Below are 21683 nucleotides of genomic sequence, written 5' to 3'. Positions count from 1 at the left end.
ATCGCCGAGACAACCAGGAGGTTGGCTTAGAAGCAGCCATCCTTGAAAGAGTGCGTAATAGCTCACTGGTCAAGTGGTCCTGCGCCGACAATGTAGCGGGGCTGAAGCGCACCGCCGAAGCCATGCCAATGACACTGTGTGTTGTTGGGTAGGGGAGCGTCCTGCATGCGGTGAAGCGCCGGAGTGATCCTGGTGTGGAGTGTGTGGGAGTGAGAATGCAGGCATGAGTAGCGAGTGCAGAGTGAGAATCTCTGCCGCCGGATGACCAAGGGTTCCTGGGGAAGGTTCGTCCGCCCAGGGTGAGTCGGGGCCTAAGGCGAGGCCGACAGGCGTAGTCGATGGATAACGGGTTGATATTCCCGTACCCGTGTTGATGCGTCCATAGCGAAACCTTTGATACTAACCATCTTGGTGTGTGTTGATCCTTTGGGTGATATGCGTGCTGGCATGGGACCTGATGGGGCGGTAGTTAAGTGATGGGGTGACGCAGGAGGGTAGCTCTGCCAGTGAGTGGTTGTACTGGTGTAAGCCTGTAGCCCGGTGTGTAGGTAAATCCGCATGCCTTGTGGGTGAGGGGTGATGCGTAGCCGTTGTGGCGATGTGAGTGATCCCATGCTGTCGAGAAAAGCCTCTAGCGAGTGTCTTCACGGCCCGTACCCGAAACCGACACAGGTGGTCAGGTAGAGAATACCGAGGCGGTCGGGTGAACTGTGGTTAAGGAATTCGGCAAATTGCCCCCGTAACTTTGGGAGAAGGGGGGCCACTGCTGGTGAACCGACGTGCTTGGGGAGCTGGTGGTGGTCGCAGAGGCCAGGGAGAAGCGACTGTTTACTAAAAACACAGGTCCATGCGAAGCCGTAAGGCGATGTATATGGACTGACGCCTGCCCGGTGCTGGAACGTTAAGAGGACCCGTGAACCCTTTGGGGTGTAGCGGAGAATTTAAGCGCCAGTAAACGGCGGTGGTAACTATAACCATCCTAAGGTAGCGAAATTCCTTGTCGGGTAAGTTCCGACCTGCACGAATGGCGTAACGACTTCTCCGCTGTCTCGACCACAGGCCCGGTGAAATTGCAGTACGAGTAAAGATGCTCGTTTCGCGCGGCAGGACGGAAAGACCCCGGGACCTTTACTATAGCTTGGTATTGGTGTTTGGTTCGGCTTGTGTAGGATAGGTGGGAGACTGTGAAGCATTCACGCTAGTGGGTGTGGAGTCGTTGGTGAAATACCACTCTGGTCGTTCCGGGCATCTAACTCGGGTCCGTGATCCGGATCGGGGACAGTGCCTGGTGGGTAGTTTAACTGGGGCGGTTGCCTCCTAAAGGGTAACGGAGGCGCCCAAAGGTTCCCTCAGCCTGGTTGGCAATCAGGTGTTGAGTGTAAGTGTATAAGGGAGCTTGACTGTGAGACTGACGGGTCGAGCAGGTGCGAAAGCAGGGACTAGTGATCCGGCACTGGCTGGTGGAAGCGGTGTCGCTCAACGGATAAAAGGTACCCCGGGGATAACAGGCTGATCTTGCCCAAGAGTCCATATCGACGGCATGGTTTGGCACCTCGATGTCGGCTCGTCGCATCCTGGGGCTGGAGTTGGTCCCAAGGGTTGGGCTGTTCGCCCATTAAAGCGGCACGCGAGCTGGGTTTAGAACGTCGTGAGACAGTTCGGTCCCTATCCGCCGCGCGCGTAGGAGACTTGCGGAAGGCTGTCCCTAGTACGAGAGGACCGGGACGGACGAACCTCTGGTGTGCCAGTCGTTCTGCCAAGGGCGTGGCTGGTTGGCTATGTTCGGGAGGGATAACCGCTGAAAGCATCTAAGCGGGAAGCCTGTTCCTAGATGAGGTCTCCCACCCGTTGTGGGTTAAGGCCCCCAAGAGATGATTGGGTTGACAGGCCAGATATGGAAGCACGGTAACGTGTGGAGTTGACTGGTGCTGATAGGCTGAGGACTTGCTCACAAAGATTGCTACGCACCCACTATACGGTTCTGGGGCAACAACCAGAACCTTTTGATAATTGAACATGTGTCATTCGTGTTCTGACGCCTGGTTTCCCGTCGTTTACGGCGGGGTGAGGGTTGTCGGTGGCGATGGCGGGGAGGGTCCGCCCGGTCCCATTCCGAACCCGGTAGCTAAGCTCCCCAGCGCTGATGGTACTGCACTCGACAGGGTGTGGGAGAGTAAGACACCGCCGACACACTATTTGAAAGGGGTCCCTTCTTCCGGAACGGAAGAAGGGGCCCCTTCTCATTTCTGCGTCCCATTGCGCGTCAATGCCGGTGGTAATGGTCGGCGCGATGACGACCATTACCACCGGCGACTCACGAAGTCAGCTTGCGCCGGAGCAGTTCGAAGCACAGCACCGCCGCGGCGCTGGCGACGTTGAGCGATTCCACGCCTCCAGCCATCGGAATGGCCAGCGGCTGCGCGATGCGAGTCTGCACGTCCTCTGAAAGCCCGGCGGTCTCGCTGCCCAGCACGAACACCGCGCGCGACCCGAAGTCGGCGTCGAAGATGCTCTCCTCTGCGGACGCCTCCAGTGCGAACAGCGGATAACCCGCCTCGCTCAGCATTTCCGCTGCCTCACCGGCCGTCCTGGTACGCAGCACCGGGGCGTGGAACGCTACGCCGGCCGAAGCCTTGATAACCAGCGGATCGAGGCTGGCGACCCCGCGGTGCGGCACCACGATTCCGTCGATCCCGGCCGCGGTCGCGGTGCGCAGGATCATCCCGACATTCGCCGGTGTCGTCAGACCGTCGAGCAGCAGAATGGTTTGCGGCGCGTGCGCAGGCTCGGCGAGCGCATCCGAGAGCGGCCGCATCTTCCGTGCCACCACGTCGGCCACCACGCCTTGGTCGTGCCGACCGTTCCCGGCCAGCACCTTCACCCGGTGCGCGCTCGCCCGCTGGATCTTCACCGCACGGTCGGCGGCGGCGTCCTTGATCTCCTCGATGATCGGCCCGCGCAGCCCCTCGGCGAGGATCACCTTGTCCACGCGCAGGTCGTGGTCCGCCAACGCCTCCAACACCGGCTTTCGGCCGTAGACGGTGACGAATCGATCTTTCGGGGAAACTTCGCTGGTCACTTTTCAAGTGTCACACGCGCTCCCACGCCCGCCTCGACTGGAACCCTCGGGATCGGGCCGGTTGTGTGCCAGGATCGCGGTCATGTCCGATCGTCTCTCCGCAGTCGACGCCTCCTTCCTCTACCTGGAGGACTACACGACGCCGATGCACGTCGGCGGCGTCGCGGTGTTCCGGCGCCCGCGCACCGGGTTCGACTACGACAAGGTGCTGGCGCTGATCGACCGCCGCCTGGGCCTCGTGCCGCGCTACCGGCAGCGGGTGATGCAGGTTCCGGGTGGGCTCGTCCGCCCGGTGTGGGTGGACGACCAGGACTTCGACATCACCTACCACGTGCGTCGCTCGGCGCTGCCCAAGCCGGGCAACGACGACCAGCTGCACGACCTGGCGGCCCGGCTGATGTCCCGGAAGCTCGACCACACCCGCCCGCTGTGGGAGATCTACCTGGTGGAGGGGCTGTCCAAGAACCGGGTGGCGGTGATCACCAAGACCCACCAGGCGATGGTCGACGGTATCGGCGCGATCGACATCGGCCAGGTGATCCTGGACGTGGAATGCGACCGGGAGGTCCCGGACGCCGACGAGCTGTGGATGCCGCGCCCGGAGCCGAGCCTGGCCGAGCTGCTGGTCGAGGCGATGACCGATGCGGTGCAGCGGCCCGGTGAAATGGTGGAGAACGTCCGGGCAGCGGTGGCCGACGCGACCGCGACGGTGCAGAAGGTCATGAGGGCGCTCGGCGGCGTCGCCTCGGCACTGCGGACGGCAGTGGTCCCGGCGCCGAGCGGGCCGCTGAACGCGCCGACTTCCACCCAGCGACGTTTCGCCGTCGCGAGGGCCAAGCTAGACGATTTCCGTGCCGTCCGCCGGGCCCACGGCAGCACGGTCAACGACGTGGTGCTGGCGGTAGTGACCTGTGCCTTGCGGAACTGGCTGTTGTCCCGCGGTGAGGTGGTGACCCCGTCGACGACGGTGCGCGCGATGGTGCCGGTGTCGGTCCGCTCCGACGACGAGGCGCGGGCGACGTACCCGGAGACTGGCAGCCGGCCGGTCGGATCGGTCGGCGGCAAGGTGTCGGCTTATCTCGTGGATCTGCCGGTCGGTGAGGGCAACACCATCGTCCGGCTGCACCAGGTCAGTCATGCGATGAGGGCGCACGCGGAGTCCGGCCAGTCGGTGGCGGCCAGTGCGCTGGTGAAGGTGTCCGGGTTCGCGCCGCCGACCCTGCACGCGTTGGGGGCGCGGGTCGCGAACCAGTTCTCCGACCGGCTGTTCAACGTGCTGGTGACGAACGTTCCGGGACCGCAGGTGCCGTTGTACGCGGCGGGGGCGAGGATGATGGAGATGTTCCCGGTGGTGCCGTTGGCCAAGAACCAGTCGCTGTCGGTTGGCGTTACTTCCTACGACGGCGGTGTGTACTTCGGGTTGAACGCGGATCGGGATGCGATGCCCGATGTGGACGTGCTCGCGGCGATGATCGGAGAAGCAGTGGACGAGATGATCGGGACGGTCGACGCATGAGGGTTTACCTGCCCGCCACGGTGCCGATGTTGCGGCAGTTGGTGGAGGAGAAGCAGTTGCAGCCGTTGGGCGGGACAGCGTTCGCGTTGACACCGGCGCTGCGCGAGTCCTACGCCAGCGGCGACACGGAGGAGTTGGAGTACGCGGCGATGCGGGAGGCCGCTCGGGCGTCGCTGCGGTTGATCGCCGGTGATCTGGGCGCGGGCGAGAAGGTGGAGTTCCGGCGGGTGGTGATCTCCGCCGATGTCGAAGACGTGAATCTGCGACCGGACCTGGACCACGCTGTCGTGAAGGTGGCCGGGCCGGTGCAGTGGCGGCAGCTCGCGGCGGTGCACGTGGACGCCACGGAAGCCGAGGAGGCGGTGCGCGCCGCGGCTGAGGTCATCGACGCGGCTGATCTCGGCGACCCGGATGCGGAGTTCACCCTCGGCGAGGCCGAGGACCACGAGCTGGCCTGGTACGCGCCTCAGGAAGTGCCTTTCCTGCTGGAACTGATGTAGCCGATTCCACGCGAAATCGGCGAAGCGTCGCGCTGCGACGTGGACCGGATGGTGCGGCCCGGGGCGGGGTGCGTCAGGCCGCACCGCGGTGTCACTGCTGCTTTTCCTGGACCTGGCCGCTGGCGGGACGTTGATCTGGACCGGCTTGCCCCAGTCGCTGTAGCGCACGGTCATGGTCGACTCGGGGATGTGCTGGCCGGCCACGTTGAGGGCGGGCGTGGTCGAGTTGGCCTTGATCGGCAGGCCCTCGGCGTCCAGCCACGCGGACTGCTTGATCTCGGAGACCCCGGCTCCGACCAGGGCCTCGTACGCCGCCTTGTCCTCGGCCTTGGCGCCGGCGACGGCCGCGTTGAGGTCGGTAACGATCTCGTAGCGGGTCGCGTCCTGGCCGTCGACCTGCTCCTTCGCGCTGGAGGTGATGCTGGAGCCGGGCGGCAGCATGGTCTCCAAGTCGTTGATCTTGCCCAGCTGTCCGAGCTGCTGCGCCATCGAGTCGTTGGCGGACATCTTCAGCCACGGCTTGCTCGGGTTGCCGGAGAGCTGGGCCAGCTGTGGGCTCTTGACGTACAGGCCGTCGTGGGTGAACACCATCTCGGTCGGTCCGGTGCAGGCCATCTCGGTCTGCGCGATGTCCAGCTGGCATTTCATGGAGCCGAGGCTCTGGATGGCGCCGGTGCCCTCGAAGGACACCGTCACGGTCTTCTTCTCGCTCATGCTGGACTTCGCCGAGCTGACCAGCGACGAGATGTCCTTGAACGAGGAGCCGGAGTTCTCGGTCTGCTGCTGTCCGGCGTTGTCCGGGGCGGCCGGGGACCCGCCCTGGCTGCAGGCGCCCAGGGTGATTGCTAATGCGGCTGCGGACAGGGCGACTGCGGTGCGACGCACGGGAATTCCTCTCTGGATGAAGATTGCAATGCCCCAGAAGGTGAGAGCCTGTTGGTGAATGGTCTGGGTGGGTGGTCGCTTAGCGGAACCTGAGAGGCTCCCCGGACTGCGGGTGCCCCTCCTGACGTATGACCAATACACGGCGGAGGGTCCGTCCTCACCAGAAAACCTCTCAGAACCCGCCAACGGTCGTCCTGGCAAGGTGAACGCAAGCGGCTACGCCGCTTCCAAAGGCGCAGACGGCATTCGCCGACAGGCTCTCACATTCCGCGTTGCCCTTTTAGGGTGCTTTGCCAGAAGCCCGGTCAGCGCGGCGGTTGTTGGGCCTGCCGCGGCAGGTCCTCGAAGACGCCGACTTGTCCGGCCGGCGGGACCGGGATTTCGGTGGCCGCGCCCCAGTCGCGGTAGGTCGAAGTCAGCGACACCTTGCCGGCCTGCGCGACTTCCTGGCTGGCCGCGAACCGCGCGGGCAGGCCGGATTCGTCCAGCCACAGCTGGTATCCGAGTTCCGGTTCCCCATCTTCGGAGGCCTGCCGGAACTGGGCGCGCTGTTGCGGGTCGGCGGCCACGTCGGCGGCCTGCGATGTGATGACCCGCAGGTCGTAGCGGGTGGTCGGCTTGCCGTCGACGGTGTCGGGCGCGCTCTGCTGGATGCGGGTGGCGGTTTCGACGCCACTGAAGGTGGCGCGCGGGTCGACGGCTTCGTGCAACTGGTGCAGTGCGGGACTAAGGAGTTTTGCGCCGAAATCCGCGCCGCCGGGGGTGATCTTGAGCCACGGCTTGTCGGGTGCGGGCCGCGTCAATGGGGTCTGCAGGTACCCGACACCATCCACGATGGACAGCTCGATGTGCTGCGGTTTGTCCCCGGGGGCGCGGGTCTGGCCGCTGAACGCGAGATCGGTCAGCGGACCCCGGTAGCGGACGGTGCCTTCCGCGGCCAGTTCGCCCACCATGCCGAGGCTTCCGCGAACGCTGCTGCGCACGTTGCCGCGTTCGTTGATCTTGCCGATCACCTGCGACAACATGGCGCCCGCGGCTGGGCGAGCGTCGGGTTGGGTGGCCATCAGCGCCCTGACCTGCGGGAGTGGTTCGGTGCCGCAGGCGCTGAGTGCGGCGATCAGGGCGAGACCAGCGGACAACACCGCGGTCCTGCTGGCTCGTGGCATCGGGCGAGCTCCTCGGGCCGGTGGCGGCACTGTGCTCGTGCGGTTGTCCGCACGCCATATTGGCTGTGCGGGCGTGAGAACGACCCGCGCAGACCGAGCCCCACGCTAGCAACGATGTCGTGAGACCACAGGGGACGATCGCGACTCGTTCGGGGGGATCAGGCTTCGTCGAGTCCGGCACGGGAGCGCAGCAGGCGGCGCAGTGAGGTGAGCTGTTCGACGTTCCCGCCGTCGGACGCGTAGGTGTCCAGGTGGCACTCCGGATCGTCGGAACCGCCGAGGTGACCGCAGTTCGGCGGACATTCCTCGGCCGCTTCGGCGAAGCCCTCAAACGCGGCGATCACGTCGTCCGCGGTGACGTGCGCCAAGCCGAACGAGCGGATGCCCGGGGTGTCCACCACCCAGCCGCCCCGCTCGGGTAGCGGCAGCGCGACCGCCGAGGTGGAGGTGTGCCGGCCCTTGCCGACCCCGCTGACCTCGCCGGTCGCCCGCTCCGCGGCCGGCACCAGCCGGTTGACCAATGTGGACTTGCCGACCCCGGAGTGGCCGACCAGCGCGGAGACGCGGTCGGTGAGCAGGGCGCGCAGCTCCTCGGGTTCGGCGTCCAGCCGGGTGATCGTGATCGGCATGTCCAGCGAGGAGTACGTGTCGATCCACTCGCCGGGGTCGGCGAGGTCGGCCTTGGTCAGGCACAGCACCGGGGTCAGCCCGCCCGCGTAGGCGGCGACCAGGCAGCGGTCGATGAAGCCGGGCCGCGGCGGCGGGTCGGCCAGCGCGGTCACGATGACCAGCTGTTCGGCGTTGGCGACCACGACCCGTTCGTAGGGGTCGGTGTCGTCGGCGGTGCGGCGCAGCACGCTGGTGCGGTCTGCGACCCGCACGATGCGGGCCAGCGTGTCGGGCTTGCCGGAGATGTCGCCGACCAGGTCGACCCGGTCCCCGACCACCACCGGCGTGCGGCCGAGTTCGCGGGCCCGCATGGCGGTGACCAGTTGGTCGGGGTCGCCTTCCAACGCGCAGGTCCACCGCCCGCGGTCGACCGCGACGATCATCGCGGCCGCGGCGTCGGCGTGCTTGGGGCGTTGCTTGCTGCGCGGACGGCTGCCGCGGCGTCCGGGACGCACCCGCACATCGGACTCGTCCAGATCCTGCCAACCGCGCTTGCGCATCAGATCGCCGCCCCCGCGCTCACGCCGTTTCCCCGAGCATCGTCGCCCACATCCCCGGGAAGTCGGGGATCGTCTTGGCGGTCGTCGCGATGTCCTCGACGGCCACTCCGGGCACCCTCAGCCCGAGGATCGCGCCAGCCGTGGCCATCCGGTGGTCGGCGTAGGAGTGCCAGTTCCCGCCGGTCAGCGGCCGGGGCTCGATCAGCAGCCCGTCCTCGGTCTGCTCGACCGCGCCGCCCAGCTTGTTGAGCTCGTTCTGCAGCGCGGCGAGCCGGTCGGTCTCGTGGCCGCGCAGGTGCGCGATGCCGCGCAGTTGCGAGCGGCCGGGGGCTAGCGCCGCCAGCGCCGCGACCGTCGGGGTGAGCTCGCCGACGTCGTGCAGGTCGATGTCGATCGGGGTGAGTTCATCGGGGCCGGTGACGGTCAGACCGGCCTCGGTCCGCTGCACGTGCGCGCCCATCTGGCGGAGGATTTCGCGGATGGCGTCGCCGGCCTGCGTGGTCTGCGCCGGCCAACCGGGCACGGTCACGGTGCCGCCCGTTACCGCTGCGGCGGCGAGGAACGGGGTGGCGTTGGAGAGGTCGGGTTCGATGTCGACGTCCAGCGCGTGGATCTTGCCCGGTGCCACCCGCCAGGTGTTCGGTTCCTGGTCGTCGACGTCGGCACCGGCGGCGCGCAGCATCGACACCGTCATCTCGATGTGCGGCAGCGACGGGACCGGCTTGCCTTGGTGCAGCACCGTGACGCCCTGCTCGAACCGCGGCGCGGACAGCAGCAGGCCGGAGACGAACTGCGACGACGCGGACGCATCGATGGTGACCGTGCCACCGGCGAGCTTCCCGGTGCCGTGCACGTCGAACGGCAGGGCGGTGCCGTCGATCTCGGCCCCCAGCTCGCGCAGCGCGTCGAGCACCGTGCCCAGCGGGCGCTGGCGGGCCTGCGGATCACCGTCGAAGGTGATCCGTCCGACTGCCAGGGCAGCGACCGGCGGCACGAACCGCATGACCGTGCCGGCCAGGCCGCAGTCGACTTCGGCCGGCCCGTGCGGCTCGGCCGGGGTGACCTGCCACGAGCCGTCCGGTCCGTCGTGCACCTCGACCCCGAGGGAACGCAGCGCCCCGGCCATCAGCTCGGTGTCCCTGCTGCGCAGCGGGGCGCGCAGGGTCGACGGGCCCTCGGCGAGCGCGGCGAGCACCAGCGCGCGGTTGGTGATGGACTTCGAACCGGGCACCGGGACGGTCGCGTGCACCGCGCCGCGGGCGACCGGGGCAGGCCAGAGCTGGGTCATAGGGCAATGATCCCCCACCCGGCTCCCCGTTTTCAGCGGCGGGGGCCACCCGGTGGTGCGTCTGCGCAGGTCGGTTCCCGTGGCGGCGCGAGTTGCGCCAGTGGTGGGCGTTGTGGTTCGGGTAGCGATGTCGCTCGCCTGCGACGATCCGGGCTGCAAGGATGAGGTCGAGCGTTCCGCTACGAGGTGACGGAGGTTCGACCAGGCATGTGCGGCAGGTACGCCTCCACGAAGGATCCGGGCAAGCTCGCGGCCGAGTTCGCGGCGTTGGACGCCACCGGCGGGGCAGCCCCGGGCGCGGACTTCAACGTCGCGCCGACCAAGAACGTGTTCAGCGTCGTGCGGCGGCACCCCCGCGACGATGCCGATGATCGGGACCTCGAACGGACCGAACGCACCATCCGGGTGATGCGGTGGGGGTTGGTGCCGATGTGGGCGAAGGAGAAGTCCATCGGCAGCCGGATGATCAACGCCAAGTCGGAGACGGTGACCACCAAACCCGCCTTCCGCAGCTCGATCAAGCGCTACCGGTGCCTGCTGCCCGCCGACGGCTGGTACGAGTGGAAGCGCGAGGGCGGCCGGAAGCAACCGTTCTTCATGACCTCCCCGGACGGTTCCAGCCTGGCGATGGCCGGGATCTACGCGTCCTGGCGCGACCCTCAGGCCGAGGACGCGCCGCCGCTGGTGACCTGCTCGGTGCTCACCACCAGCGCGATCGGGCAGCTGACCGACCTGCACGACCGGATGCCCCTGCTGCTGCCTGCGACGGCGTGGGAGCAGTGGCTCGACCCGGACCTCCCGGACGTCACCGATCTGCTCGGCCCGCCGCCGCGGGAACTGGTCGACGGACTGGAAATCCGACCGGTGTCGACCGCGGTCAACAGCGTACGCAACAACGGCGCGAAGCTCCTGGAGCGCGTGTCGCTCGGCGAGCAACCGCAGGCGGTAGGTTTGGATCCGGACGTGAAGTGAGCCGGCTCGGGCGCCGGGCGAACGCGGGGTGAGTTCTGATGTGTGGTCGGTACGCCGTCGGGCACGACCCGGCGGAGCTGGCCGAGGAGTTCGCGGCGGTGGATCGCGCGGCCGGTGCGGTGGGCGCGGATTTCAACGTGACACCGACCAAGACGGTGCCGATCGTCGTGCAGCGCGGTGCCGAACGCAGCATCCGGCCGGTGCGCTGGGGCCTGGTGCCGACCTGGGCGAAGGAGATCGGCAGCGGCCCGCCCATGATCAACGCCCGGGCCGAGTCGATCACCACCAAGCCGGCCTTCGCGGACTCGGCGCGACGCCGCCGCTGCCTGATGCCCGCCACCGGCTGGTACGAGTGGCGTCCCGGTGACCGGCGTCGGCAGCCGTACCTGTGCATCCGCGAGAGCGGCGCCAGCCTGGCGATGGCCGCGGTGTTCTCCGCCTGGTGGGCGCCGGACTCCACCGATCAGCCGTTGGTGACGTGTGCGGTCGTCACCACCGATGCCGTTGGCGAGCTGGCCGACATCCACCACCGCATGCCGCTGGTGCTGCCCGAGCACCGCTGGGCCGACTGGCTCGACCCGCAGCGCACCGAGATCGCGGACCTGCTGGAACCCGAGCGGGAGGTGCTCGACGAACTGGCGATCCACCCCGTCTCCACCGAGGTGAACAGCATGCGCAACAACCATCCGGACCTGCTGGAACGGGTCGAGCCGCTGCCCGAACCCGCCGAACAAGCCGCGCTGTTCGAGTCATGACCAGGGTCGAGGTCGAGACGCCGCACGGCCCGGCCTGGGCCGAACTGCACTGCGCCGAAGAGGGCCGCGCCGCGCTGCTGCTCGGGCATGGCGCGGGCGGTGGCATCGCCGCCCCCGACCTGGTGGCGGTGACCCGGGCCGCGACCGAAGCCGGGGTGCACGTGGCGCTGATTGAGCAGCCCTACCGGGTCGCGGGCCGCCGGGCACCCGCCCCGGCCAAGCAACTCGACACGGCGTGGCTCGCGGTGGTGGAAGACCTCGGCGAGCGCTGGTTCGCGGATCTGCCGCTGATCTTCGGCGGGAGGTCGTCCGGGGCGCGGGTGGCTTGCCGAACCGCGGAGGCGGGCGCGGCATCGGCGGTGCTGTGCCTGGCGTTCCCGGTGCATCCGCCGGGCAAGCCGGAGAAGTCGAGGCTTGGTGAGCTCGACGGGGTGGAAGCTCCGGTGCTGGTGGTGCAGGGTGAGCGGGACGCCTTCGGCCAGCCGGAACCGTCGCACAACCGCGAAGTGGTGCTGGTTCCCGGCGACCACTCGCTGAAGGCCGATGTGGACGCGGTCTTCCGCGCGGCCCAGGAGTGGCTCGGACGAGTCCTCCGCCTCCTCGACTGAGTGCTCGGCTCCGGCTTCGGCCGCAATTTCAATGGAAATCGAAGGTCCAATTTCCATTGAAATTGCGGAAGTTGTCCACAGGCGTCGGCGTGTCGTGGTGCGACACGCCGATCACCCGCAATTTCCATTGAAATCGAAGGTTCGATTTCCATTGAAATTGCGGAAAGTTTGGTGTCGGGGTCAGCTGGCGATGTCGGCGATGCGGGCGTCGAGCAGCCGGACCAGGTCGTTGGCGGCCAGCTCGATCTCCAAGCCTCTCCGCCCGGCGCTGCAGTAGACCGTTTCGAACCCCGTCGCCGACCTGTCGATCACCACCGGCAGCCGCTTCTTCTGGCCGAGCGGTGAGATCCCGCCCGCGACGTAGCCGGTGGCGCGTTCGGCGTCGGCGACCTCGGCCATCTTCGCCTTCTTCCCGCCGACGGCAGCGGCGAGCGCCTTCAGGTCGAGCTGCCCGGTGACCGGGACCACGCCGACGGTGAGCTTGCCGTCGACCTCCGCCACCAGCGTCTTGAAGATCCGCTCCGGCGGCTGGTCGAGGGCCTTGGCCGCCTCCAGCCCGAACGACTCGGCGCGTGGATCGTGCTCGTACGCGTGCACCCGGTGAGAGATGCGTCGCTTGCTCAACAGCGCTGTCGCCGGAGTGCCCTTGCCTGCCATGCGCGTCACTCTAGAAGGCTGGAATAACCTTTGACGCAGACCGCGTTGCACGGTTCGTGACGATGGATTCGACGGACACCTGCGTGCTGGATCGCCCCGAGTGCGCACTGCTGCCACCACCAGATAACAGCAGGCGAGCGCGGGTATCCTGGAACACGGACCATGCAAAAGATCGCATGGGTTCGTCGCCTGCAGTCACCTCGTCCAGGCGGCGGGAAAGGAGCCAGGTGCCAAGCACTCCAGAGCACCCGGACGTAACCCGGCGGCCCGGCGATGACGGGCGGCTCAGCACTGCCGACATCGAGCCGACGGTTGACTCCTCCGAGGTCGACCGCAGCGAGGAGACCGACGAGCAGCGCGCGGCCCGCTTCGAACGGGACGCGATGCCGCTGCTGGACCAGCTCTACGGCGCGGCACTTCGGATGACCCGCAACGCGCAGGACGCCGAGGACCTGGTCCAGGAGACGTACCTCAGGGCCTTTTCCGCCTTCAAATCGTTCGCGCAGGGCACGAACCTCAAGGCCTGGCTGTACCGGATCCTCACGAACACCTACATCAACGGTTACCGCAAGCGGCAGCGGCAGCCGCAGCAGCAACCGACCGACGAAATCGCGGACTGGCAGCTCGCTCAGGCCGAGAACCACACCTCCAGCGGCCTGCGCTCGGCCGAGGTCGAAGCGCTGGACCGGCTGCCGGACACCGACGTGAAGGCCGCCCTCCAACAGTTGGCCGAAGAGTTCCGCATGGTCGTCTACCTCGCGGATGTGGAAGGCTTCGCGTACAAGGAGATCGCCGAGATCATGGGCACACCGATCGGCACGGTGATGTCGAGGTTGCACCGTGGTCGCCGGCAACTGCGTGAGATGCTCACCGACGTCGCCCGTGATCGCGGCTTCTTGCGGGAGACCAAGCGGGAGGTGAGCACTAAATGAATTGCGGCGGGCCCGACGGAGCCTCCTGCGAGGACGTGCTCGCTGAAGTGTGGCTGTTCCTGGACAACGAGTGCGACCAGCAACGGCGCGCGGCGGTGCAACAGCATCTCGACGGCTGCGGTAGCTGCCTCGAACACTTCGGCATCGAAGAGCACATCAAGGCGTTGCTGCATCGCAAGTGCGGCGGTGAGCACGCCCCCACGGAGCTGAAGGACCGGCTTCGGGCCTCCATTCGGGAGGCAGTGCTGCGGAAGGCGGAGGTGACCGTCGAGCGCGGCCCGGAAGGCACCTCGGTAGAGGTGCGGGCCAAGCGAACATCGGCGGAATGACCGCAAGACGACGAATGGCCCCGGACCGCCCGGTCCGGGGCCATTCTCGCGTTCGGCGGCTGGCGCCGCCGAATTCACGAGCCGTTGGGGCGCTTGCCGTGGTTGGCCTTGTTCTTGCGCCGGTCCTTCTTCTTGCGGGCCCGCTTACCCATGGCCTCTCCCTAAAGTTCGCCTGTCCGACCAGTCCGACCGGGGATGGGCGTTCGCGACCACCCGGTCTCCGCTGGGGTTTCGAGCATCCAGTTTGACATGGCCACCACCTGCTGCTGGCGGGTGGTTCCGGTCGTGGTTTCCTAATCAGGGACCCACCGGGTCCACGACGAGGAGGAACGCGATGGCCGAGGAGATCCGCGCCGAGATGGTCGCCAACGTGATGGCGGTGTCGGTCAGCGAGGGCGACTCGGTCGGCGACGGCGACTCGCTGGTGCTGCTGGAGTCCATGAAGATGGAGATCCCGGTGCTCAGCGAGGTCGCGGGCACGGTCAGCACGATGGCGGTCAAGCCCGGCGACGTGGTCCAGGAAGGCGATCTCATCGCGGTCGTGGAGTGACGCGGCCGCGCCGACGAAGAGAGGCGGATCTTGTCCACGCTGAGTGATCTGCTCGCCGAGCACACCGGACTGTCCGGCACCGCCGCCGACCACCTGCAGCTCGTGGTCGCAGAATGGCAGTTGCTGTCCGACCTGTCCTTCGCGGACTTCCTGCTCTGGGTCCCGATCGGCCCGCAGGAAGCGCCGGAAAGCCGGTTCCTGTGCGTTGCGCAGGCGCGGCCGACCACGGCGCCCACGGCCCACCCGGAAGACGTCGTCGGTACCGAGGTCACCCAGGAAGAGCACCCGCAGCTGCGGCGCGCCGCCCTGGAGGGCCGGATCTGCCGCGAGGAGGATCCGCGCTGGCACCTGGGCGTGCCGGTGCGCCGGGAGACGATCCCGGTGAAGCTGGGTGACGAGATCGTCGCGGTGCTCAGCCGGGACACCAACCTGGCCGTGCCGCGAGTGCCGTCGCCGCTGGAGATCTCCTACCTGGGCAGCGCGGCCGACCTGTGCCAGATGGTCGCGGACGGGACCTTCCCGACCCCGGAGCCGGCGCCCGATGTGCACACCAGCCCGCGGGTCGGCGACGGCCTCATCCGCCTGGACAGCTCCGGCACGGTGGTGTTCGCCAGCCCCAACGCGCTTTCCGCGTACCACCGGATGGGCCACGCCGCGGATCTGGTGGGGGCGCAGCTCGCCCCGCTGACCCGGTCGCTGCTCAACGATCCGTTCGACGCGGACGAGGTCGCGCAGCGCGTCCGCCGGGCGATGAGCGGACAGCCCAGCATGCGCATCGAGGCCGAGGCGCGGGGCGCGACGGTGCTGTTCCGGGCGCTGCCGCTGCGGCCACGCGGGCAGCAGGCCGGCGCTTTGGTGCTGGTGCGCGACGTGACCGAGGTCAAGCGCCGGGACCGTGCGCTGATGTCCAAGGACGCGACGATCCGTGAGATTCACCACCGCGTCAAGAACAACCTGCAGACGGTGGCGGCTCTGCTGCGACTGCAGGGGCGGCGGACCGTGAACAATGAGGCTCGGCTTGCTTTGGACGAGTCGGTCCGGCGGGTCACGTCGATCGCGCTGGTCCACGAGACGCTGTCGATGTCCGTGGACGAGCGGGTGGATCTCGACGACGTGGTCGACCGCGTGATCCCGATGATGAGCGATGTCGCCGCGGCGGAGACCGGGGTCAAGGTGCGCCGTGAGGGTCGCTTCGGGGTGGTGTCGGCGGAGCTGGCCACGCCGTTGGTGATGGTGCTCACCGAATTGGTGCAGAACGCTTTCGAGCACGCATTCCCGGAAGGCCAGGGCGGTGAAGTCGTTGTGCAGGCGGAGCGTTCGGCGCGTTGGCTGGACGTCGTCATCTTCGATGACGGTCGCGGCCTTCCGAAGGGTTTCTCCCTCGAACGCGCCGAACGTCTCGGCCTGCAGATCGTGCGGACCCTCGTGGAATCCGAGCTCCGAGGGTCGTTGAGCTTGCGCGGTCGCGGCCGGCAACCCGGTACCGAGGCGGTGTTGCGGGTGCCTCTGAAGTACCGGCGCTGACGCCGTCCCGTGGGTGGGAGTGCCGCGCTGGTGCGTCGATCTCCGGTGACATGCCGGTCGGGTGGCGTGTCGTAGCCGATCGGGTCGGGTTCCTGGCGGAACGCAGCTCATCGAACGGAGAGCTTTGCGGCTCCTGCCGGGGCCGACATCGACGCGGATCGGCTGGGTATCTCGTCGGGGTTTGAATTGTCGGGTGCGATGGCCGTTTGTTCGACCGGGGCGAAAACGTGTGGTCGGCCACCGGGGGTGCGACCGACCCGGCACGTTTTCAGCGAGCTTCGCGACTCAGGCGTTGGTGCGGGCCCGGGTGCGAGCGTTGCGCCGCTTGAGCGCGCGCCGCTCGTCTTCGCTCATACCGCCCCATACGCCGGCGTCCTGCCCGCTCTCCAGTGCCCAAGCCAGGCACTCGGAGGCGACCGGACAACGGCGGCAAACGGCCTTCGCCTCGGCGATCTGCAGCACAGCAGGACCACTGTTCCCAACGGGGAAGAACAGCTCCGGGTCCTCGTCGCGGCAAACCGCACGGTGGCGCCAGTCCATCGTTCCTTGCTCCTCGCTAGGCGCGCCCACGCGCGCCGCTCGTTTCGTTCGGGGTGTTTGTGAATGCTTTCACGGAGTCCGTGTGCTTGTGAATACTTTCACGAACTGCCGCGATGTCAAGAGTTCGATCTCGTGTGGTGAGGGAACTCACCTGAAAGATCGACAGGGCTTGACCAGGGGTTTCGGTGTGTCATCGATCGCAGATGGGGGTCGCGAGTCGACAACTACGTCCATCCGTTACGAGAAGGTTATACGGCGACGCGGAGAGCATCTGGGACGGAGAAAAACTCGATCGCCGAACGCTCGCCTAGGCAGTCACCGTCGACCTGCAGGCGCAACGGCTCCGTACAGGTTACGCGGAGATGGCCTACGTCCGCACGCTGAATTGAGTTCCTCGGGTGTGGTTTCCCTCTATCGCGTAGCATCTCCGCTACATATTGCAACACAGGGTAAGCATTCATGTTGTGCAATGCGAAAACCCCGAGACCGGTATCGAAGCTGGTGTCGGGGCTCATGCGCACGGGACGTGACCCGAGAAACGTCCACGGGTCGGTGTTCGAAACGAACACGCTGTGTAGTTGATGGATCGGTTCTTCGTGACCGATTTGCAAGCTGATCAATGGGGCCCGGCGCGCCATGCGGAAGTAGCAGCTCAACGCGGTGCGCGCGTACAGGGCGGGGGTCACGTTCTGGCCGCGGGAGCGTTGCCGCTCGACCTCGGCGACGACCTCGGCGTCCCAACCGACGCCGGCGTTGAAGGTGAACCACCGGTCGTCGGCCTTGCCGAGCCCGACCATCCGCCCGCTGCCGTCCGCCACCGCGCGCAGCAGCCGGTGGGTGGCCTCGACCGGGTCCTTGGGCAGACCGAGCGCGCGGGCGAACACGTTCGCGGAACCGCCGGGCACCACGCCCAACGTCGGCATCGCCCGATCGCCGAGGTCGGCGGCCGAGAACATGCCGTTGACCACCTCGTTCACCGTGCCGTCGCCGCCGTGCGCGATCACCAGGTCGACGCCGTCCTCGACGGCCGCTCGCGCGGTGTCGGAGGCGTGGCCCCAGTACTGCGTTTCGACGACGTCCAGCTTCAGCTCGCTGGCCAGCGCGTGGGCGATGACGTCCCGGCCAGCCGCAGTGGTGGATGTCGCCTGCGGGTTGACGACGAGTACGGCGCGCACAACCGAAGCCTAGGCGAGGCCCGTGCGGGCCGACGCACCGTCCGGTGCTCTGCGTCGCAACCGCGGTTCAGATCTCCCGGTGATCCCCCTTCCGCAGCGGGCCGCACACGGACCGGCCGGCGTGCCGGGCTGCGGTGGGGCCGGCCGGCTGAGACACCAGGAACGGGTGCGCCGCGCCGTTGAGACTGCCACCAAGATCCGGCGGAACCCGGATGCGCAACCCCGGAGCGCATCCGACCGTTTTCCGCCGGTACCTGCCCGGCCGACGGCGGATCGCGAGGAAACCCCGATATCCCCGACCGCCGCTCTAGCCATGAGTCGATCATTGCGCGTGACAGTGGTCGCAGCCATGCGGCGTTCGGGCGGTATTACCATCGGAGGCGCATACGCAGAGTCACCGATTTTGATCCGGGAAAGGCGACCGTGACCGTGCCGACCGAAGTCGTCCCGCGCACCATCCGCATCGCGGGTGTCCTGACCACCCTGCAAGGGGTGGCCGGGCTGATCTTCGTCGTGGCGCTGCTCGTCCGCAGCACCGCGCCCGACCTCGGGGGAGTGGGGCAGTTCGAGCGCGGCCAGATGTACGGCGAGGCCGGGTACTACACGCTTCTGGCGGGAGGTGTGCTGGCCGCGGGCATTGGCCTGTGGAAGGGCAAGCACTGGGCGCGCACGCCTGCGCTGCTGATGCAGCTGCTGCTGTTGGGCACCGCCTGGTACGCGTTCGGGCCGTCCTCGCAACCGGTGATCGCATTGGTGATCGCGGTGCCGGCGGTCGCGGTGCTGTGGTTCCTGTTCAACCGGGAGGGGCGGGCCTGGTCCTTCTCGTCGAGCACCGCCCCCGACGCCGATCGCGACGAATGAGCGGGCGCGTCAGGCGCTGAAGTTGCGCAGCGCGTCGCCGGTGAGGCGGTACGCGGTCCACTCGTCCATCGGGATCGCGCCCGCCGCCTTGTAGAAGTTGATCGAAGGCTCGTTCCAGTTCAGCACGGACCACTCCAGCCGCGCGTAGCCGCGCTGGACGCACTCCTGCGCCAGGGTCTGCAGCAGCGCCTTGCCGAGGCCGGAGCCGCGTTGCTCGGGGCGGACGTAGAGGTCCTCCAGGTAGATGCCGTGCACGCCTTCCCAGGTGGAGAAGTTCAGGAACCACAGGGAAAGGCCCGCGACCGCACCGTCCACTTCGGCCACGTGGCCGAACAGCGCCGGCGCCGGGCCGAACAGCGCGTCCCGCAGCTGCTGCTCGGTCAGGTGGCACAGCTCCGGCGCCTTCTCGTAGAGCGCAAGTTCGTGCACCAGCTCGACCATGGCGGGTACGTCGGCTCGGGTCGCCCGGCGAATCATCGATACCTCCACATGAGTTGCGTCGCCCCAGGATATTCGGGGGCGCGCACCAGCCGGCGCAACGGATTACCCGGTCAGCCCTGTTGCCAGGGCGGGATGTTCGACCGCTCCACCTGCGGGACGCCGCGCTCGTGGCCAAGCACCGTGATCCCGGCGGGATCCAGCGCGAAGCGCACCCCTGAAGTGGCCGACAGCCCCAGCCAGCGCGCGATCAGGCAGCGGCTGAAGTGGCCGTGCCCCACCAGGACCACGTCGGAACCGGTGTCTGCGATGCGGGCCAGCAGCTTGTCGGCGCGCGCGGTGACGTCCACCGCCGTTTCCCCGCCCGGGCAGGGGTGCGTCCACACCGTCCAGTCCGGCACCTGCTCGCGGATCTGCTGGGCGGTCAGTCCTTCGTAGTCGCCGTAGTCCCACTCGGCGAGCAGCGGTTCGGTGCCCACATCGGCCAGCCCGGCCAGCGTCGCCGTGCGCTGGGCGCGCTGCCGGGGGCTCGCGAGCACTACGACCGGCCCGGCCGGGCGCAACGCGGAGAGCGTCTGCCCGGCCTGCCGCGCCCGCAGCTCGCCCTCGACCGTCAGCGGGATGTCGGAACGACTGGTGTGCTGACCGGTCTGGGACCACTCGGTCGTGCCGTGCCGGAGGACGTAAACGCGATGCTCATCCTGTGCCACGGCTCCGAGCGTAACCGCGCTGCGCGGGGCCTACCGTTCCAGCACCGTGGCCACCAGCGCGGGACCTGCCTTCTCGGGTGAGCCGGCATCGAACGGCGGATCTGGCTGTCGTCGAGCGGAACCGCGGCCGCCACGGCCTGCCTGCAAAGCGTTCCGCCAACGGCGCTCCACCAGTTCGATGGCCGCGTCCACCAGTCGTTGACCGAGTCCAATCCGGGCGGTCTGCCCGGGCCGAAGACCGGGCCGGAGGACGCACGACGAAAAGGACGCCGACCTGCGGAGTCGTCCCCGCTGGTCGGCGTCCTCCCGGAACTGCGGCGCTCAGCCCTGCTTGGTCTCCCAGAAGATCTTGTCGATCTCGGCGATGTAGTCGAGCAGCTGCTGACCGGTTTTGGCCTGCATGGAACCCTTGGTCCCGGCCGCGCCCGCGGCCTTGGTGGCCTTGTTGATCAGCTCGTGCAGCTGCGGGTATTTCTCGAAGTGCGGCGGCTTGAAGTAGTCGGTCCACAGCACCCACAGGTGGTGCTTGACCAACTCGGAGCGCTGCTCGGCGATCAGAATCGCGCGAGTGCGGAACTCCGGGTCCTCATTGGCCGCGTACTTTTCCTGGATCGCCTTGATGGACTCAGCTTCGATCCGCGCCTGCGCCGGGTCGTACACGCCGCACGGCAGGTCGCAGTGCGCGGTCGCCTCTAGGCGGGGGCTGAGGATTCGCGACAGGAGTCGCATGATTCCTCCCTGACAGTGAGTGCTCCGACAGGCCCGACCCTACTCTTGAAGATCCTCGACGTCCTACTGGAGGTGGCTGTGAAATCCCTCGGGCGCTGGCCCTGGCGGCGGTTGCTGGTGCGAGGGCCGTCCATGGTTCCCACCCTGCGGGATCGCGACGTGGTGCTGCTGCGGCTTGGGGGTTCCGCCCGGCCGGGGAACGTCGTGCTGGTGCGTTGGGCCCGGCGCCCGGGGCAGTTGTCGGTGAAGCGCGCGCTGCGCCGCGAAGTCGATGGCTGGCACGTCGAGGGTGACAACAACTTCGGCTCGACGGACTCGCGGGAGCTCGGCCCGGCCGAGGTGCTCGGCGTCATCCGGTGGCGCCTCTGGCCGAAGCCGGGCCGCTTGCGGTGACCGTTCAGCCGGCGCTGCGCATGCTTTCGTAGTGGGCGAGGCATGTTTCGTAGTCCGGAAGCAGGCCCTTGTCGGCGGCTTCTGCCAGGCTCGGGGCGGCCCGGTCCTTTTCGGACAGGATCGGTTCGCCTTCGAGGTTGGACCACGGCAGCGCGAGTTCCGGGTCGAACGGGTCGATGCCATGCTCGGCGCCCGGGTTGTAGGGCGTCGAGCAGAGGTAGGTCATCACGGTGTTGTCGGTCAGCGCGGCGAACGCGTGCGCGAGTCCTTCGGCCAGGTAGACGGCGCGGTACTCGGTGTCGTCGAGCCGGACCGCTTCCCAGCGGCCGAAGGTCGGGGAACCGACCCGGATGTCGATGACCACGTCGAGCAGCGCGCCCTGCGGGCAGTACACGTACTTCGCTTGGCCCGGCGGCACGTCCGAGAAGTGCACGCCGCGGATGACGTTGCGCGCCGAGACGCTGTGGTTGGTCTGCGCGACTCGCAGCGGGTGCCCCGTGGCGTCGACGAACGCCGCCTCCTGGAACGGGGCCACGAACAGGCCCCGGTGGTCGGGGAAGGCCTTCGGGGTGAACTCGTATGCACCCGTGATCTCAAGTCGGCGTACCTGCACGGCCGAAAGCCTATGAGGTTGGCTGGAATGCGGTTCGCTGGGGCGGAGTTGATATGGGCCATGCGAGCCATTGGCCTCCGGTTTCAAAACGGACGTACGTACTGCGAAATGGGGCACCGAAACCGGACGCACGTACTGCCGCAATCCCGATCCAAATAGGACGTGCGTATTGCCAAGCTAGTTTGACAAATTGTTGAACCTGCTGGTGAGGTTGTGTGATCCCGGTCGCTGACAGTGATCTCGCGGCCTGGCACACTGTTCGAACCGCAGCGTCCGCCGAGCCGCTGTCCGACC

23 protein-coding genes, 2 rRNA genes and 1 pseudogene (1 of these 26 cut by a window edge) are annotated in these 21683 nt (G+C 67.6%); 13 read left to right on the top strand and 13 right to left on the bottom strand.

What is annotated here, in order from left to right; all coding sequences use genetic code 11:
- Together ACRXBZ_RS14325 and rrf are read left to right on the top strand one after the other, a co-directional pair.
- Window positions 1-1952 (top strand): 23S ribosomal RNA (locus ACRXBZ_RS14325) (it extends 1120 nt beyond the left edge of the window).
- A gap of 121 nt (window positions 1953-2073) precedes the next feature.
- Window positions 2074-2190 (top strand): 5S ribosomal RNA (rrf, locus tag ACRXBZ_RS14320).
- A gap of 124 nt (window positions 2191-2314) precedes the next feature.
- Here the strand turns inward: rrf and ACRXBZ_RS14315 are convergent.
- On the bottom strand, window positions 2315-3079 hold the full coding sequence (locus tag ACRXBZ_RS14315) for a TrmH family RNA methyltransferase (protein WP_168589861.1): 765 nt from the start codon (window positions 3077-3079) through the stop codon (window positions 2315-2317).
- An 82-nt stretch (window positions 3080-3161) separates the two neighbouring features.
- On the opposite strand from ACRXBZ_RS14315, the gene ACRXBZ_RS14310 reads away from it, so the two are divergent.
- Both ACRXBZ_RS14310 and ACRXBZ_RS14305 read left to right on the top strand, forming a co-directional pair.
- The gene (locus tag ACRXBZ_RS14310; protein ID WP_433879550.1) at window positions 3162-4595 is read left to right on the top strand and encodes a WS/DGAT/MGAT family O-acyltransferase; all 1434 of its coding nucleotides are present in this window, start codon (window positions 3162-3164) and stop codon (window positions 4593-4595) included.
- Window positions 4592-5095 carry a DUF6912 family protein gene (locus ACRXBZ_RS14305; RefSeq protein WP_433879549.1) on the top strand — a complete coding sequence of 168 codons (504 nt, stop codon included), beginning with the start codon at window positions 4592-4594 and terminating at the stop codon, window positions 5093-5095. The genes ACRXBZ_RS14310 and ACRXBZ_RS14305 overlap by 4 nt, the downstream gene beginning before the upstream one ends.
- A 126-nt stretch (window positions 5096-5221) precedes the next feature.
- Here ACRXBZ_RS14305 and ACRXBZ_RS42160 read toward each other — a convergent pair.
- The 4 genes and pseudogenes from ACRXBZ_RS42160 to aroA all read right to left on the bottom strand — a co-directional run.
- Window positions 5222-5980, bottom strand: a pseudogene (locus tag ACRXBZ_RS42160) (SCO4651 family lipoprotein); the annotation flags it as partial.
- A gap of 305 nt (window positions 5981-6285) precedes the next feature.
- A complete protein-coding gene (locus ACRXBZ_RS14295; RefSeq protein WP_433879547.1) occupies window positions 6286-7146 on the bottom strand; it encodes an SCO4651 family lipoprotein in 861 nt (286 codons plus the stop codon).
- A 158-nt stretch (window positions 7147-7304) separates the two neighbouring features.
- Window positions 7305-8315: a ribosome small subunit-dependent GTPase A gene (gene rsgA / locus ACRXBZ_RS14290; protein ID WP_433879546.1), complete on the bottom strand. Its 1011-nt coding sequence runs from the start codon at window positions 8313-8315 to the stop codon at window positions 7305-7307.
- A 19-nt stretch (window positions 8316-8334) separates the two neighbouring features.
- Window positions 8335-9603, bottom strand: coding sequence for a 3-phosphoshikimate 1-carboxyvinyltransferase (gene aroA / locus ACRXBZ_RS14285; RefSeq protein ID WP_433879545.1), 1269 nt, complete (start codon window positions 9601-9603; stop codon window positions 8335-8337).
- A 207-nt stretch (window positions 9604-9810) separates the two neighbouring features.
- Between aroA and ACRXBZ_RS14280 the strand changes: the two genes are divergently transcribed.
- The 3 genes from ACRXBZ_RS14280 to ACRXBZ_RS14270 are packed head-to-tail and all read left to right on the top strand — an operon-like array spanning window position 9811 to window position 11938.
- Window positions 9811-10575, top strand: a complete 765-nt coding sequence (locus ACRXBZ_RS14280; protein WP_433879544.1) for an SOS response-associated peptidase — start codon at window positions 9811-9813, stop codon at window positions 10573-10575.
- Window positions 10576-10613: 38 nt separating this feature from the next.
- On the top strand, window positions 10614-11330 hold the full coding sequence (locus ACRXBZ_RS14275) for an SOS response-associated peptidase (RefSeq protein WP_433879543.1): 717 nt from the start codon (window positions 10614-10616) through the stop codon (window positions 11328-11330).
- A complete protein-coding gene (locus tag ACRXBZ_RS14270) occupies window positions 11327-11938 on the top strand; it encodes an alpha/beta hydrolase family protein (RefSeq protein ID WP_433879542.1) in 612 nt (203 codons plus the stop codon). The genes ACRXBZ_RS14275 and ACRXBZ_RS14270 overlap by 4 nt, the downstream gene beginning before the upstream one ends.
- Window positions 11939-12118: 180 nt before the next feature.
- On the opposite strand, the gene ybaK is transcribed toward ACRXBZ_RS14270, so the two are convergent.
- On the bottom strand, window positions 12119-12595 hold the full coding sequence (gene ybaK / locus ACRXBZ_RS14265; protein WP_433879541.1) for a Cys-tRNA(Pro) deacylase: 477 nt from the start codon (window positions 12593-12595) through the stop codon (window positions 12119-12121).
- A gap of 299 nt (window positions 12596-12894) precedes the next feature.
- Here ybaK and ACRXBZ_RS14260 point away from each other — a divergent pair, with 299 nt between their 5' ends.
- Both ACRXBZ_RS14260 and rsrA read left to right on the top strand, forming a co-directional pair.
- Entirely contained in the window at window positions 12895-13527 is a 633-nt protein-coding gene (locus ACRXBZ_RS14260; protein ID WP_433883876.1) for a sigma-70 family RNA polymerase sigma factor, read from the top strand.
- Entirely contained in the window at window positions 13524-13856 is a 333-nt protein-coding gene (gene rsrA / locus ACRXBZ_RS14255) for a mycothiol system anti-sigma-R factor (protein ID WP_168585233.1), read from the top strand. Before ACRXBZ_RS14260 ends, rsrA begins: the two co-directional genes overlap by 4 nt.
- Window positions 13857-13930: 74 nt before the next feature.
- Here the strand turns inward: rsrA and ACRXBZ_RS14250 are convergent, their stop codons facing one another.
- Window positions 13931-14008, bottom strand: a complete 78-nt coding sequence (locus ACRXBZ_RS14250) for a 50S ribosomal protein bL37 (protein WP_371812874.1) — start codon at window positions 14006-14008, stop codon at window positions 13931-13933.
- Between the two features lie 182 nt (window positions 14009-14190).
- Here ACRXBZ_RS14250 and ACRXBZ_RS14245 point away from each other — a divergent pair, with 182 nt between their 5' ends.
- Both ACRXBZ_RS14245 and ACRXBZ_RS14240 read left to right on the top strand, forming a co-directional pair.
- Complete coding sequence (locus ACRXBZ_RS14245; protein WP_168585232.1) at window positions 14191-14406, top strand: biotin/lipoyl-binding carrier protein; 216 nt, start codon at window positions 14191-14193, stop codon at window positions 14404-14406.
- A gap of 30 nt (window positions 14407-14436) precedes the next feature.
- Window positions 14437-15930, top strand: a complete 1494-nt coding sequence (locus ACRXBZ_RS14240) for a PAS domain-containing sensor histidine kinase (RefSeq protein ID WP_168585231.1) — start codon at window positions 14437-14439, stop codon at window positions 15928-15930.
- A gap of 285 nt (window positions 15931-16215) precedes the next feature.
- On the opposite strand, the gene ACRXBZ_RS14235 is transcribed toward ACRXBZ_RS14240, so the two are convergent.
- Together ACRXBZ_RS14235 and ACRXBZ_RS14230 are read right to left on the bottom strand one after the other, a co-directional pair.
- Window positions 16216-16470, bottom strand: coding sequence for a WhiB family transcriptional regulator (locus tag ACRXBZ_RS14235; protein WP_010304783.1), 255 nt, complete (start codon window positions 16468-16470; stop codon window positions 16216-16218).
- Window positions 16471-16718: 248 nt separating this feature from the next.
- Window positions 16719-17645 (bottom strand): diacylglycerol/lipid kinase family protein, encoded by a 927-nt coding sequence (locus tag ACRXBZ_RS14230; protein WP_433879540.1) that lies wholly within the window; start codon window positions 17643-17645, stop codon window positions 16719-16721.
- A 423-nt stretch (window positions 17646-18068) separates the two neighbouring features.
- On the opposite strand from ACRXBZ_RS14230, the gene ACRXBZ_RS14225 reads away from it, so the two are divergent.
- Complete coding sequence (locus tag ACRXBZ_RS14225) at window positions 18069-18506, top strand: hypothetical protein (RefSeq protein ID WP_210435458.1); 438 nt, start codon at window positions 18069-18071, stop codon at window positions 18504-18506.
- Between the two features lie 9 nt (window positions 18507-18515).
- Here the strand turns inward: ACRXBZ_RS14225 and ACRXBZ_RS14220 are convergent, their stop codons facing one another.
- The 3 genes from ACRXBZ_RS14220 to sodN form a co-directional block, all read right to left on the bottom strand.
- Complete coding sequence (locus ACRXBZ_RS14220; RefSeq protein WP_168585229.1) at window positions 18516-18983, bottom strand: GNAT family N-acetyltransferase; 468 nt, start codon at window positions 18981-18983, stop codon at window positions 18516-18518.
- 74 nt (window positions 18984-19057) lie between these two features.
- Window positions 19058-19654 carry a histidine phosphatase family protein gene (locus tag ACRXBZ_RS14215; RefSeq protein ID WP_433879539.1) on the bottom strand — a complete coding sequence of 199 codons (597 nt, stop codon included), beginning with the start codon at window positions 19652-19654 and terminating at the stop codon, window positions 19058-19060.
- A gap of 321 nt (window positions 19655-19975) precedes the next feature.
- Entirely contained in the window at window positions 19976-20383 is a 408-nt protein-coding gene (gene sodN / locus ACRXBZ_RS14210) for a superoxide dismutase, Ni (RefSeq protein WP_168585227.1), read from the bottom strand.
- A gap of 78 nt (window positions 20384-20461) precedes the next feature.
- Between sodN and ACRXBZ_RS14205 the strand changes: the two genes are divergently transcribed.
- The gene (locus ACRXBZ_RS14205; RefSeq protein WP_433879538.1) at window positions 20462-20776 is read left to right on the top strand and encodes a S24 family peptidase; all 315 of its coding nucleotides are present in this window, start codon (window positions 20462-20464) and stop codon (window positions 20774-20776) included.
- Window positions 20777-20780: 4 nt separating this feature from the next.
- On the opposite strand, the gene ACRXBZ_RS14200 is transcribed toward ACRXBZ_RS14205, so the two are convergent.
- On the bottom strand, window positions 20781-21389 hold the full coding sequence (locus ACRXBZ_RS14200) for a dTDP-4-dehydrorhamnose 3,5-epimerase family protein (RefSeq protein ID WP_433879537.1): 609 nt from the start codon (window positions 21387-21389) through the stop codon (window positions 20781-20783).
- Window positions 21390-21683: the final 294 nt, after the last annotated feature.

The organism is Saccharopolyspora hattusasensis, from assembly GCF_050972075.1.
In the GTDB taxonomy this organism is placed as follows: domain Bacteria; phylum Actinomycetota; class Actinomycetes; order Mycobacteriales; family Pseudonocardiaceae; genus Saccharopolyspora; species Saccharopolyspora hattusasensis.
Note: the sequence above shows the minus strand (reverse complement) of the source record. Positions and strands in the feature narration are given on the sequence as shown.